The sequence below is a fragment of the Schlesneria sp. genome, assembly GCF_036405755.1.
Classification (GTDB): Bacteria; Planctomycetota; Planctomycetia; order Planctomycetales; family Planctomycetaceae; genus Schlesneria; species Schlesneria sphaerica.
On record NZ_DASWWZ010000578.1, the window covers coordinates 1 to 14247 of the forward strand.

Genomic DNA, 14247 nt, shown 5'->3' on the forward strand with positions numbered 1-14247 from the left:
CTGGATCAGGTCAGGTGTTCTGTCCCTGTCACCCTTTTGAATGAAACCCGTGTCACGCAACCGACTGAAGACGAAATCGAATCAGCACCACGGGTGGGCAATGTTTCCGCGTCGGCCACCGCCGACAACAAGCTAGAAAGAGAGCGTTTTGATGGAGCACTTGGGCAGGCATGTCATTATTGAATTGTGGGGCTGTGGCGAAATCATCAATGACGCGGCGCGAGTCGAACGCTCAATGCGGGACGCTGTGCAAGCTGCAAACGCGACATTGTTGAATATTTTTGTGCACGAATTCAGTCCTCAAGGTGTCACCGGAGTGGCAGTGCTGGCTGAATCCCACCTTTCGATTCATACTTGGCCCGAATACGGATATGTGGCGGCCGACGTTTTTACCTGTGGTTCTACGACCAAACCGGAAGCGGCTGCGGAAGTGCTACGAAAAGCATTCAAAGCCTCAACCGCAGAAGTTCGGGAACTTGAGCGCGGCGTCATGCCCCCCTCGATCAAGCAAAATCGGTCACGTCAGTTGGCCAATGCCTGAAGGGGGCTCGTATTGTGAGTGAGTCATCAACGCAAGAAGACGGCGATTGCATTCACGGTTCGCATTCCAGTGGCAGCTCATCGCTGCCACTGGCGGCGAAAACTCCCTTCGCGGCAGACCTGCCGCGAATTGAACGCGCAATCCGGGAAATTCTGGCAGCGGTCGGGGAAGACCCCAACCGAGACGGTCTGCTGGAAACTCCCGCACGCGTCGCCCGTATGTATGCCGAATTGTTCATGGGCCTGCACCTCGAACCAGGCCGGCATCTCAAGAAAGTCTTCGCCGAACAGTATGACGAACTCGTCCTGGTTCGTGATATCTCGTTCAACAGCATGTGTGAACATCACCTGCTGCCGTTCATCGGCGTCGCGCATGTCGGTTACCTGCCGCGAGGAAAAGTCGTTGGCCTTTCCAAGCTGGCTCGCGTTGTCGAAGAAGTCTCTCATCGACCGCAAGTGCAGGAACGAATGACCCACCAGATCGCAGATCTTCTCCAGGAAGAACTGGATCCGAAGGGGGTCATCGTCGTGCTCGAAGCGGGCCATTCCTGCATGACCATCCGAGGCATCCGCAAGCCGGGCAGCGTGACCATCACCAGCGCCGTCCGTGGACTCTTCAAAACCAATCAGAGCAGCCGTGCTGAAGTCATGGGCTTCATCCAGGGTTCACGACAGCATCTCGGTTAATCAGAGGGCATATCGCCCGGCCCCGTCGTCCGCTTCGGCGGCATGATCGCCTGCACTTTTACGAACGACGTTGAAGTGACGACGGACACTGGGCTGCAGGATGGGGCGACACTCCATCGAACATTCGCCACAATGTGATCGGGTCAATTAGCATCTTCGCCCCGGCCAAACCACCATGCGAATCAAGCATTACCTCGGCCTTACGCTGCAATTCCTGGTCTTGACGGCCACGCCGCTCATCTCGTGGTGGCAGCTTCAGTTTGGCTTCAGCCTGATCTGGATGCCCGCACTTCTGACTGCAGCAGTGGTCCTCTTCTGGATCGGAACATCCCTGCGGGAAGCCTCTTAGTTTAGCGACCCCAGAAATAGTTCCTCCGCCCTGTTGGCGGCGCAGACAATCTTCGCTCATCGCCAACGATGCCGGCCGGCCAGACAGGAGCGGCAGAGAGAGCGTGCGGATCCGCGATTGACCAGCACCGTGACGCGGTCACGTTGATCGAAGGTGCGTGGGGTGAAGGCCCTGCCTTCGCTGAGCGAAGCGAGAGAAATGCCCCGACTTTCGGCCATGGAAGGAGGCCACACCTTGCATCGTCACGTGGGCGTCTCTTAAATGGAGTGCCGATCCGATGTCGGCTTTCGCAGGATCAGAGAGTCGTACGCGTCGGTCGAAGACCTGGAGAACGTCCATGCTGCAGTCTGCTGGAATTCGACACTCTGTCGATCGAATTCATGCTTTGGCCCGCGCAGCCCTGATCGCAATCGTGTGGGGGATTCTCGCGGGGACTTCAGCGTCTCTGGCACAAGAGCGTCCCAACGAGGCGGATGCCGAACAGGGGATGGAGAAGCGGCCTGACAGGCCGGCCGGGAGTCAGAACACCAGCCAGCCTCCGCACCGCTCGTTCCGCGAAAACGCCTCGCTTCCTTTTGATAGTCAGCTTCTCAAGCGGTTTGAAACCGTCAATGACCTTTTGGCCGATGAACGGTGGACCGAGGCAATTGCGATTCTGCAGGAGATCGCGCAAAGCGAAAACAAGGGATTGGTCCGCCTGCAGCCTGGCGTTGCCGGTGGTGTGGCCACGTATCTGAACGTCTCATCCCGCTGCAACGTGCTGCTTTCGCGAATCCCTGAAGCAGGGCGTCAGTCCTACCGCAGCAAGTTCGATCCGCAGGCCAAGCGCTGGTACGAGAACTGGCAACGAACCCGGGATGCGGGAGAACTGCAGCGTATTGTCCATCAATTTTTCATGAGCAGCTACGGTGATGATGCACTGCTGGCGCTGGGTGAAGCAGCATGGGATCGCGGAGAATTTTCGGCTGCCCGATCGTGGTGGGAACAACTCGTCCCGCTGCCTGAAAAGGTCGATCCCCTCAACTATCCTTCGGTTCTGCGGTATCCCGACGCCGATCTCGATCAACCGACCATACTCGCTCGCATCGTCATGTGCTCGATACTCGAACAGGACCTCTACCGTGCCACCGAAGAGTTGCGCCAGTTCACAGAGCGCTACCCCACGTCCGAAGGCTGGCTTGCCGGTGAGCGAGTCATTCTGGCGAACCGACTGAAAAACCTGCTGGAAGAATCACAAACGTGGGTCCCGAACTCGAAAACGGGAACCGTCGAAACGTTTGCCATGACACCGACCCGAAGTTGGAACAGCCCCGAGACCGTCGATGTCGGTTCACTGAGGTGGCTACGCCCTCTGAAGCCCAATCTGTTGCGCCGCCCGGTCGATCCATTTCCTTTTCAGTTCGAACCGCTCAGCTATTTTCCCGTCGTCTACGAGAACACGGTCCTCGTTAACGACTCGGATTCGATTCGGGCCTGGAACCTGCTCACCGGTGAACCGGCATGGCGGTCGAGTGGCGACGATCCGGCTGTCATCTATCCTTCCGTCCCAGACGAGCAGAATGAAATCCCGGATCGGGTGTCTGTCGGTATCCCTTACTACACGATGACGATTTCTGCAGGGCGACTTTATGCACGGATGGGATCCCCGGTGAACTGCCCGTCGAACCAGCAGTCCCGTGAGTTGACTTCGGATCTGGTCTGCCTGGATCTGACTCAGGAAGGGAAGCTGGTCTGGAAAATCGCCTCGCGAGAACTGTTCGCTGAAGAGGGTTGGCGATTCGAAGGATCACCCGTTGTCGTCGGAGGCCGAGCTTACTTCGCCGTTTGCCGCCGCCATCCGCAACTGGAGCTGATGGTTGTGTGCCTGGATTCGTCGTCGGGTCGACTGCTGTGGCGTACCCCGGTTGGCGGGTTTCGCAGCTCCGTCGATGAAAGCGCGAACCGCGTCAGCCACTTGCTGCTGACGGCAGGTGGAGGCCGCTTGTTCTTATCGACTGACGTGGGAGCGATCATCGCACTCAATGATCAGGATGGCCGGTTGGAATGGGCTGTCACTTACGAAAGCCGCACGAATGACTCTGCCATCGTCCTGAGCGACCCCAGTCGTAAGGGGCTGCTTCCCCCCATGTTCCACCGCGGGTTGTTATTCGTCGCACCGAACGACGCCGATTTTGCTTATTGCATTCAAGCCGATTCCGGGCAGATTCTATGGAAGTTCCATTACCTGACGAGTTCACCAAACCAGATTTCCGAGCTGGAACGCCGCGAGCTCGAAACCCGGCAACGACGTGAAAATCAGTGGCACCATATTCTGGGAGTGGCCGAAGGAGGTGCTGCAGGCCGGCTGATCGTCAGTGGAACCTCACTCTGGGCGATCGACATCAACGAAGGGACCCGAGTCTGGACGACATCCAGCCCGCGTGTCACCGGCACCGGCCGCGGCCTCCTGACCAGTGATCAGATTCTTGTCCCCGGTCGCGATTCGATCGACTTTGTTTCTCAAAAGACCGGCGATCTGGTCCGACGAGTTCCGCTTCGTACACCCGACTCGGCTCAGCTTGGTGGAAACCTGACCCTGGCGAACGGAATTCTCCTGGTCGCGCAATCGAATCGCCTGTCTGCCTATTGCGAGTACAGTATCCTGCGGCAGCGGATTGAGCGTGAGCTGACGCAACAGCCTGATAATACGTCGATTCAACTGCAACTCGCAGAAATCGAGGCGGCGGAAGGAAGCATAGAACAGGCCGCGACGGAATACGGCGCAATTCTGACGCGAGGAAACCGCAGCGATCCCAACGTCCCCCTCGCCCGCCGCAAGCTCACGCAACTCCTGCAATCTGCGGGACAGGCCGCGTTCGACAAAAGCGATCTTGCTTCCGCACGAGACTACTGGAGCCGGGCGAAGGAGGTGGCTGAAGATATCACAGATCGTATTCAGCTTCGCTTCGACCTGGCCCGGGTGGAAGAGGCCTTGGGAGATATCGAAGCGGCACTGACCAGCCTTCAGTCACTGTTGAACGATGAAATGCTGGCGGAGCACCCACGCGAATTTCGCACGGCAGGTCAGGACGCGATCGACCGTATGGCCGCTCTGATCGATGTTCATGGCCGGGTTCCTTATCGAGAAATCGAAGCCGAGGCCGTGCGAAAGCTCGAAGAGCTGAAAGACTCGCCCCGAACGGCCGAGATTCAGTGGTTGATCCAGAGCTACCCGCACGCCGAGGTCACCCTGGAGGCCCGTCGCCTGCTGGCTCAGATTCATCAGGATGCTGGCGAAATCTCGCAAGCCTATGCACTGCTGAACGAGTTCCGCCGCGACGCCACCGATGACCAGACACTGGCCCAATCGACCGTCGCCATGATCGATCTTGTCGATGCAGGAAAACTGGAAACGGCAGAATCCCGATTACGAAAATCGCTCAGTCATCTCGACCCTTCGATTACCATTACGTCGCGTGGCAAGACCTCCAGTCTGGGTGAATTTCTGTCTGCGAAGAAACGCGCAAGCGACTCCCTGGGGCAGCTCCCTTTCTTTCTCGAACGAAACTGGTCTCGACCAGTCACGACTGAAACCAAAGTGGTCGTGCCGCAAGATGTCCCTCCTTCTCCTGAGTTTGCCTCGATCCTGCTCTGTGAACAACGGCGCAAGACCCGCAACGACTGGGTATGGCGATGTCTGGATTCACGAACGGGGAAGGTACGATGGGAAGAGCACGCTCCACACGCCGCTGTGATGGCGTGCTGGACCAACACCCACCTCCTGATCGGAACCCCCTACGGCTGGGAAGCCCGTGTCCCTGAGACGGGACGCCGGATCTGGAATGAGACAAGTTTTATCCAGTCGACGCCGTACATCCTTGGTGAATCTCTAGACGTGAGCACGTCCGGGAAATTTCCCGCGCAGTTCGACGTCGATCGCGGCCTGCGGATCATCGATCCCGATGACGGACAACTGGTGGCGACACTCAAGCCACCGGGACGCTTGCATGCGTTCCACAATATTGGCTCTGTTATTGTGCCCGCACGTGCGAATCCCGATGCCAGTCCCAACAACGACGGCGCCGGTCCCCGGGACGGCGAGGGACAAACTTCGCTCACGCCTCAGCGTTCGCTGGCTGTGATCATGGAAACCACCAAACCGACAAGAACGTGGCTGGCCACCGCTCCCTCCCCCGACGAGCGCTGGGAAGTCAGTCAGATTCCCGTCGCGGGAGAGCCATGGCAATCGACCCCCGTCAGCATGCGCGGTCGCATCATGGGAATCAATCAGCAATTCCATCTGGTCTGCCAGAAGACCGAACAATCACAGGTGAGTCACCCTACCACGCCAGTCGCAGCCTCATCGCAGGCGGAGCAGATGATCGCGGAAGAAGTCTTCATCCGTCGACGAAACTCACGCATCCGTGAAACATCGGGCCTCGACGACTTGTCGAGCCTGTATGTCTGGCGGCAACTGGATCCCACACCCGCCACCACCGGACTCCCGACCACCGAAACCCGACAGAACGACTGGGAGTATCGAAATTTTTCCATCGGGAATGCCTACCCGGTCCTCTGGCCCCACCCCACAGAACTGACAGTCATCGCCGACGGGTCGTCCCTCTTCTGTTTTGATCCGGTGAACGGTCGTCGGAAATGGTCGACAGGGATTGCCGATTTCCCCGTCGAACAACCCGACCGGCAGATTACCGGAGGCCCGAACACGCTCTACGCAGCCAGTCAGGGAACTCTTCGCAGCGTCTCACTGACAAGCGGCGAGGTCCGATTTGAATGCTACCTGGGCGATGTATCGACGCAGTGGCGGACCGCGTTAATCTGGCCACCGCGTGGCCATCCCGGCCCTGACCAGACCCTGCCCGAGGATGCTGCGGAACCACTTAACTTCGAGACGATCGCAACCTGGCCAATCGGAACAAAATCAGACGAGCCTCGGCGGTTACTGATTTGCAGTGGTCAGACGGGCGAGGTCGTACAGAGTCTTGTCGTGGACAGTGAACCCAGAGAGATCCTGTTCACGCCCGAGGGTCGCGGAATTCTGTGGACCGAGAAAACTGTGAATGGACTGCAGGGGAAGTCGTCCGTCTCAGAGGAATAAATCCTGTGGACGTGCACAGGGTCAGCGGACAGACGAACGCGAGTCGCTGACATTCACCAGACGAATCGCTGCATGGTTTCCTACCGTTACCGCTCGGCCGGAAGCAACCTGGCGATGACCGATTTGCAGCGACAACTCGGACGACGGCGATTTGTCGAAGGTCAGAATATCTCCGGGGCTCCACTGAAGAAGCTGTTCCAGCTTCACAACCTTCTCGCAGACAACTACGGAAACAGGCACGCTCAAGGCGTTGATCCGGTTTTGACCATTTGCAGGCGTGAGCGTGGACACGGCAATTCTCACCGAGGAAACGAAGCCGACGTGCACAGATGGGATCGCGCAAGGCGAACTGACAGGAGTCTGATCTGGCTCTTATCGGAACGGTACCGCTGGCAACTTCGAGCTAATTTCGAAAATCGCTCCGGCAGTTTTTGCCGGTGGTGCAAATCACATTGACCGAAATTGCCTATTCTTCTAGAACCCCGCTGCGATCACTCCAGGGAAGGACTTGGTCGGGCAGGGATCGGCGGTTTTTGCCAGCTTGCCGAGGTTGTCATTCCAGGTCAGTCCCCGCTTCCATTCAAGGATTCGTCACACCTGGAAGAAGGATTGTCCGGATGTCTGAAGCTACCCCCCGTCCCACTGACCCAGAACAGCAACCCCGGTGGTGGACAGAGCGGGAATTGCTTTTGATCCTGTTCCTCATTGGAATCACTTTCTGCGTAAGACTCGATGCGCTCCCCCTGTTTGGTGAAGAGCCCCGACGTGCGCAGATCGCTCGCGAAATGGTCGAGAGCGGTGACTGGCTGGTTCCCGGAACGCAACGAGTTTTTCTCCCCAGCCGGCCTCCCCTGCAAAACTGGCTGATTGCGTTTGTCGGTTTGATGACGGGAGCCTTCGATGTCTGGTCCGCGCGAATCCCCAGCGTCATCTCGGTCGCCCTGATCGCCGTCATGATGTATGGATATCTGCGCCAGTACATCGGCCGACTTGGCAGCCTGACAGGTGTGGCCTCGTTTCTGACAATGACGCTTGTCATGGAATTCGGTCGCTCGGCGGAAACCGAAGCGGTATTCAGCCTGTTCGTCGCGGCATCGATGCTGCTTTGGCATTGGGGCTGGATGAAGAAATGGCCTGAATGGCAACTCTGGTCGATCGGCTATTTTTTTACTGCGATGGGAATGCTGACCAAAGGACTGCAGGCCCCGCTTTACTTTGTTGGTGCCACCACGCTTTTCCTGCTGGCCACAAACAACTGGAGAAAGATTGTCACCTGGCCTCACATCCTTGGCATTTCGGTCTTCATCGTCACCGTAGGAGCGTGGCAGGGTCCATTCGCCTGGTATCGCGGGATCGAAGACAGTTGGAACATCTATTTCGGAGACGTCGCCGGTCGGTTCGTGGATCGTCACTGGGGTGTCTTTCTGGGCCACCTCGTCACATTTCCCGCTGAACTGCTGTTTGTGCGACTGATGCCCTGGTCGCTGCTGCTGCTGGCCTATGGCAGCCGTCGCGTTCGCCAGCTTTCGGGAGTACAGCGGGAAGGTGCGTTGTTTCTGGCCATCTGCATTGGCTTCTCATTCATCTCAGTCTGGCTGCCACCCGGCTCAAAAGTGCGCTACTACATGCCCCTGTTCCCTTGCTTCGCGGCCTTGATTGGAATCGCGGTCGATCGACTGGCAGCACTCCGTCCAACCCTTGATCCCGATAATGCCTGGACCAATTATGTCCAGTCGATGGTCTACCTGATGACGGGTTCCGCCGTTGTTGTCGTAGCGGTTTCCATGCTGTTTCCAGCCATGCGCATTGCCCTGTCGGTCGTCAACGCGCTGGGGTATGCGGCGGCGGCTCTCGCTCTGGCCTACATTGCCTGGTCGTCCCTCAAGGATCTGTCAGAGCGAGGAATGGGACGCGGCGTAATGAGCATCGCCACCTTTCTGGCCCTGGTTGAGGTCTGCCTGATTGTGACCGTGCAGGAGCGTCGTTGCGAAGATATTGCCGGCCAACTTGAACAGCTCAAGCAATCGCTTCCCGCCGATTCACAACTCGTCAGCCTGGGTCCCGTACACCACGCGTTCGCGTATTTTTACGAAGAGCCGATTCCCATCGTCACGATTCCGGAAGGAGACGGCGATGATGACTATGACTACTTCTGCCTGCACACCTGCGACAGCGACCCGCCGGAATTGCCATTCGAGTGGACGCAGATTGCCGTGATCTCGTGTGACCGACTGAAAGGTCGTGACACACCGAAGGACCGTGTCTTCGTGGGTCGACGAGTTTCCACAGACGAGCAACTGGGGCAGACACCGCACGAGCCTGCTCTCCCGCTCAATCTGTTCGAAAACCTGACGCGAGTCATCCACCGGAACTAAGTCGGCAAGTGCGGCCGAATCGGTCAGGGTCCTACGCCTCGGACAGATTTCTGAAACATCGCTGCATCAAGCGGCTTTGCGTTCTTCCCAGATCCCCGTGTGCCGGGCCTCGCGAATGACGGACCTGTACAGCGACTCGTATTGCTGAGTGATCTGTGACCAGTCAAATCGCTGCACCGTCTCGGGGACTTCCTGCCTGAGTCGGTCTCGCTCGATCGGGGATTCCATCAACCGCTGAAGCTCTGCCGCCAGAGCTTCGACATTTTCATTGGGGAACAGCGTTCCGTTCCGACCGGGAATGACCATCTCGGGGTTGCCATCGACTTCAGACGCGACCACCGGCAACCCTGCAGCGAGCCCTTCCAGAACCACGTTCGCGAATGGTTCACAACGAGAGGGGACCACCAGGAAGAGAGCACTTCTCAGCAGGTCAATCTTTTTCTGACCGCTGACATGACGCAGGAAATAAACCCGGTCAGAAACCTTTAATTCAGCCGCCAGCGCGGTGAGCGGTTCCCGTTCAGGCCCGTCACCGGCGATCAGCAGGTCAATCCCGGAACGACGAGTTCGGGCCAGGGCTTCCAGAAGTACGTCGAAACCCTTACGCCGAAAAAGATTGCCGAGTGCCAGAATATAGGGTCGAGGATGAGGAAACGGCTCTCCTTCCGCAAAGCGATCCAGATCGACCCCGTTATGGATGACATGAATCAGCCGGTCCGGTACGCCGATGTTCAGGAGCGCGGACCTGAGGAACTGGCCCTGAGCCACAATTGCATTCGCGCTGCACAAGGATTTCCTCACGCGCGCGGCCAGTTTGGGATGCCGGCAGATCCGCTGATTCGGAAGAATGTCGTCACCATGCGGGCGAACGACAACCGGCAGGTTGGTCCACGACTTCAGCGTCGTTCCAAGAAATGCAGATGGGTACGAACTATTACAATGCAGGACATCGAACTGGTGTCGCCAGTGGTGCCACGCCAGCGGAATCAGCAATTGCCGGACACCAAAGTGCTTGGATGACGGGCGACTGAAACGCTTCAGACAATAGGGAACGTTCAGACAGTTATTTCGGCCGCGGATGTACGGCGCCATAACCGTTACGTGATCACCTCTTTGGGTGAGACGTGTCGCAAGCCCATCCAGCATGGTCTCTGCTCCACCGACCGTGGGCAGGAATGAATCCGCCAGAAAGCCCACTCGCATTCGCGCACCTCTGTCTGCATTGAACCTGACAGTGTCGAACATAGTCCGTACGTTCCTGAATTCGCAGAACAAAGGGACGCCAACGTGTAAAAGAGCGAACCTGATCTTCCAGCTCACATACCGTGAGCCGCGGTGACTTGGCGACGAAAGCGCAGAGCGTGACAAACTTCGTTATTCGACGGCAGCAGTTGCAGGGCCCACAGAGACCACGGGCTGCAGCAATGTGTCTGGCAGTTCAAGGTCGCTGTGGAGACTACGTCTGTCAGCGACTCCTGCGACCTGCACATCAGGCTGCTTTTCGAGGGCGATAGAGCAAGGGATTATGCGTATCCAGTTTCCAGAGCCGGCTGCGAAGTTCAGCCCGGACGGGATTGGAAATCGCCCGCATCCCGCTGGCGGGAGTACTGGTCATTTCACCGAAGTAAATTGCCCCGTTCAGGTTGTAGAGGTCTACTCGCATAAAATCGAAACCCCGCGACAACGCCTGAGCAATCGAGACCATGCGATCAAAGTTTTTCGGGTTCCGCAACCGACCCACTTCCTCAGCCGAACAAGTCCCCTCGTATCCATCCCCGTGCGGTTCAAAATGGACGTGACGTTCCAGACGAGGGGTGGACACAGACAGACAGTACTCAAAGCCTTCGGAACTGTTATAGCAGAAGAAGTTGTAATCGACGGGCGAGTCACCCGCATCATCCAGCAGCTGTTCTATGATGATGCGAGGTTTGATAAACGTATAGTGATACTCACCCGAGGCTTTGGCATAGTTCTGGCCAAGAAACTGATTAAAGCGGCGGCAGGTGGCCTTCACATCCAGCGTTGATTTATCGCGGACAATCTGATGCCACTTGCATCCATGATTGGCTTTAATAATAAAGCTGTCCGGCAAATGATCAAACGCATCCTGTGTGAGACGATCGTGGACACCCAACAAGGGAATCAGGATGTCCCCGCCAACCCGCTCTTCGACGAACTGTCGGACGAGGTACTTATCGGCGAGAAGAGCATAAAGCTGCTGATTACCAAACAGCTTGCGATACTGCACTTTCTCGTTGACCGTCTGCGGATTGTTGAAGTTTACGTAGGTTCCGAACCTTCGATAGAACCGATTCTGAATCTGCCACCGTCGGAATGCGAGTGAAAGCACGCCTTCGCGATGACTGGGCAAACTATCCAGGATGGACGCCATCGGCAACTCCCTTATATGGCAGACCGCCTTCCTAACCCATAAAGTAAATCGGGTGAAGCTCTCAACTCGCTTCAACTAAAACGAAATTTCCGAAAGGAGTGGATTTAGGGTACGCCCCACAGCGATTTACGGAACTCGGAAACGGGATCACGCAGGCACACCTCAATCGACTGGCCCTGAAACACGAAAGGACGGCTTTCGCCCAGCCCGTTTCACCTCAGTTCCCAGATCCATTCCTGAGCGGCGGAAGCGATTGACTCGCCCCCCCGCTCATGGAATTCCATAAACATCAGATCATTCAGACATCGAGCCTGGCATCCAGGGTGATGTCTGCTTTCATCAGCTTGGAAACCGGGCAGCCCGCTTTCGCTTTCGCCGCAAGTGCCTGAAATGTGGCGTTGTCGGCACCGGGAATCTTCGCATTGAGCGTCAGGTGGATCGACGTAATCGCAAATCCGTCAGAGACCTGCTCAAGCGTGACATCCGCTTTCGTCTCCATTTTCTCAGCCGTCAGATTGGCCTCGCCCAGGATCAGCGACAATGCCATCGTGAAACAACTCGCATGAGCCGCAGCAATCAGCTCTTCAGGATTACTTCCCCGGATCCCTTCGAACCGACTCTTGAATCCGTAGGGATAAGCGCTCAATGCGCCGCTCTCGGTTGAGATCGCCCCTCGGCCATCCTTGAGTCCTCCCTCCCAGACGGCTGAACCAAACTTCGTAATCTTCATGGAATCAGGCTCCTGTGACTTCAGTGAACGGCCCGCACGTGGTGGATTGTCGATCAGACAGTTCCAGCCTACCGCGTTCACGATCACGTCGGCAACGCTCGACCACCTTCACTTCGGTGACGCGAAGACCAGCCTGGAGGGCAGAACGCCCTGCGATTCAGTCCAGTTCAGGAAACCCCTGCGGAGAGTCCGCACCGGGCAACGCATCCCGGAACGTCATCCGCTCGCGCAGGCACCCGTTGACGGCAGCCGAGTGGGTCATGGAGACCAGATGCCCGGCCCCCGCGATCACTCGATCGGCCCTGGTCAATTGGGGCGGGAAGATCAGATCCTGGTCACCGTGAATCTGAAACACACGCAGGTTCTCGACTCCCTTCGAAGGCTTCCAGCGGAGGATGGCTTGAGCGGCCCAGCGAAGAAAACGTCCTTCGGCGTCATTCAATTGGTGAAGCACACCCCGTCGGAGCGGTGGCAAATAGCGGCCAAAGCATCCCATTACGAAGGGGGAAAGCCACTTGGGAACCATGACCAGACTGGAGACCGGACGAAACATCGCCAACCGTCGCGGCATTTCCTGATGTGACCGGATACTCCCGATCAGGAAGCACTCCAGCGCGTTTAAGTGCGTCGCTAACTCCAGTGCCACGACTCCCCCGAACGAGACCCCGCCGATGTAGCAGGGTTTTCCGGGATCGATCTCTTTCGCCAGTCGGGCTGCGTACTCGACCAGAGGTTCCCGGGGAAGCGGCTCGATCCACTCCGGAACGATCAAGTCAGGAAAAGCGACGCGCTGAGGGCGGAACATACGGCTGTCACCCCCCAGGCCTGGCAACAGGATGAGAGGTGCCTGTGTGTCGCGTGAACCAGGAACCGATTCAGAATTCACAGTCGTTCTTTTGCAGGTAACAAGATTCGCCCCGTCGTCCGCCTATCTTCCTGCGGCACGTGGAGGGGGGGCAGGGCCGAACTTCAGAGAATCCACCAGTTCACGATCGTGTTTCCCCATTGCGGGAACCAGCGAAGTATCGACAGAGAACATCAATGATGCCTGCCGCCCCGACGGATCCGCGACAAGGTAGAAGACCCAGGTCATGGCGCGCTCGCCAACCAGTCCCTCTGCCATCACCTTAAACACAAACTTGCGATCTGAGGAAGGAACGACATCACCCTTACTCATCGAACGAACGCGATCCCCCAGGGAACGTCGGATATCACTGAGAAATGTCTGTTCTGGCAGGTGCTCACCCGGTTTGGCGGCAGCAATCGAAGCCATGTCACATTGGGCGACGAAATTCCCCTGGTCCAGCAATCGAAAGACGGCAACATTCTCATCAACCTTGAACAGGTGCCAGTGCCGCCCGTGTTGAAGTCCGATATTCCAGGGGGATTCAAACCGAATGTACTTGGCGGATTCGTCCGGTTCTTCGCTTGCCTGATCAATCACCTTCCGATCGCCCAGTCGCCCCGGAACTTTCGCAGGCTGACGCAGCAACCGAATGTGGGCCTTGATCTCCAGGCCCGGACTGACCGGTCCGACAGCGCGCGTTTCGAGCTGCACGAAGTCGGTATCCGAGATGTACTTCCCTTCGAGATGGTAGGAATAAAAGCCCGAGACGGTCACTTCCGTCGTGGAACCGACGGCCGCCCCCTCCAGCTTTCCATTCATTCGAATCCGCGCAACGCCTTTCTCAATCGACTCCAGTTTGCACTTGAGTTCTCCTTTGATCACCGCATCGAGAGCGGTCAGCATCTGAAATGCCCACCCGGGAACGGTCCACTCATCGCCGACCTCGACTTCTTTATTCGGAAGGAGTGCGATGAGGGCCAGGCTATCCGCTGGCGAGCGGATCAAATCGAGTTCGTTAGCGGTCAACAGACCTGCCAGGCCATACAGTTCGACACCATCTGGACGCCCCTGAGCCACGATCAGCTTCAGCGGATCAGGCAACTTGATCGCCGTCTTGTTGCTGTCGACATTGATCTCGGCCTGCGCCGTTTCGTATTCCCGGACCGACCGAAACGACTCTGCTTCGGCTCCCGGCCCCAGCAGTCTTCGCTCACGATAAGACAAAGCGGCCG

General features: G+C 57.4%; 12 protein-coding genes. 6 read left to right on the plus strand and 6 right to left on the minus strand.

Translation table 11 applies throughout. The features are described 5' to 3' along the window. The 5 genes from VGE80_RS19220 to VGE80_RS19240 form a co-directional block, all read left to right on the plus strand. Positions 1-183, plus strand: a 183-nt coding sequence (locus VGE80_RS19220; RefSeq protein ID WP_440593784.1) for a hypothetical protein, incomplete at its 5' end; no start/stop codon positions are given. After that, positions 152-541, plus strand: coding sequence for an adenosylmethionine decarboxylase (gene speD, locus VGE80_RS19225; protein ID WP_373650018.1), 390 nt, complete (start codon positions 152-154; stop codon positions 539-541). The genes VGE80_RS19220 and speD, both read left to right, overlap by 32 nt. Positions 542-624: 83 nt before the next feature. Continuing rightward, the gene (gene folE / locus VGE80_RS19230; protein ID WP_373653847.1) at positions 625-1227 is read left to right on the plus strand and encodes a GTP cyclohydrolase I FolE; all 603 of its coding nucleotides are present in this window, start codon (positions 625-627) and stop codon (positions 1225-1227) included. A gap of 175 nt (positions 1228-1402) precedes the next feature. Next, complete coding sequence (locus VGE80_RS19235) at positions 1403-1576, plus strand: hypothetical protein (protein ID WP_440593785.1); 174 nt, start codon at positions 1403-1405, stop codon at positions 1574-1576. Between the two features lie 337 nt (positions 1577-1913). Further along, entirely contained in the window at positions 1914-6671 is a 4758-nt protein-coding gene (locus tag VGE80_RS19240; protein ID WP_440593786.1) for an outer membrane protein assembly factor BamB family protein, read from the plus strand. 21 nt (positions 6672-6692) lie between these two features. Here VGE80_RS19240 and VGE80_RS19245 read toward each other — a convergent pair whose 3' ends face one another. Further along, positions 6693-6962 (minus strand): FliM/FliN family flagellar motor C-terminal domain-containing protein, encoded by a 270-nt coding sequence (locus VGE80_RS19245; RefSeq protein WP_373650015.1) that lies wholly within the window; start codon positions 6960-6962, stop codon positions 6693-6695. 326 nt (positions 6963-7288) lie between these two features. On the opposite strand from VGE80_RS19245, the gene VGE80_RS19250 reads away from it, so the two are divergent. Continuing rightward, a complete protein-coding gene (locus tag VGE80_RS19250) occupies positions 7289-9046 on the plus strand; it encodes an ArnT family glycosyltransferase (protein WP_440593787.1) in 1758 nt (585 codons plus the stop codon). 66 nt (positions 9047-9112) lie between these two features. Here the strand turns inward: VGE80_RS19250 and VGE80_RS19255 are convergent, their stop codons facing one another. From VGE80_RS19255 to VGE80_RS19275, 5 genes are all read right to left on the minus strand, one after another. After that, entirely contained in the window at positions 9113-10249 is a 1137-nt protein-coding gene (locus VGE80_RS19255; protein WP_397571692.1) for a glycosyltransferase family 4 protein, read from the minus strand. Positions 10250-10535: 286 nt separating this feature from the next. Then, entirely contained in the window at positions 10536-11438 is a 903-nt protein-coding gene (locus VGE80_RS19260; protein WP_373650012.1) for an ATP-grasp fold amidoligase family protein, read from the minus strand. A 298-nt stretch (positions 11439-11736) separates the two neighbouring features. Then, positions 11737-12168 carry an OsmC family protein gene (locus tag VGE80_RS19265; RefSeq protein WP_397571694.1) on the minus strand — a complete coding sequence of 144 codons (432 nt, stop codon included), beginning with the start codon at positions 12166-12168 and terminating at the stop codon, positions 11737-11739. Positions 12169-12325: 157 nt separating this feature from the next. Further along, complete coding sequence (locus tag VGE80_RS19270) at positions 12326-13054, minus strand: alpha/beta fold hydrolase (protein ID WP_440593788.1); 729 nt, start codon at positions 13052-13054, stop codon at positions 12326-12328. A gap of 42 nt (positions 13055-13096) precedes the next feature. Then, positions 13097-14247, minus strand: a 1151-nt coding sequence (locus VGE80_RS19275; RefSeq protein ID WP_440593789.1) for a hypothetical protein, incomplete at its 5' end; no start/stop codon positions are given.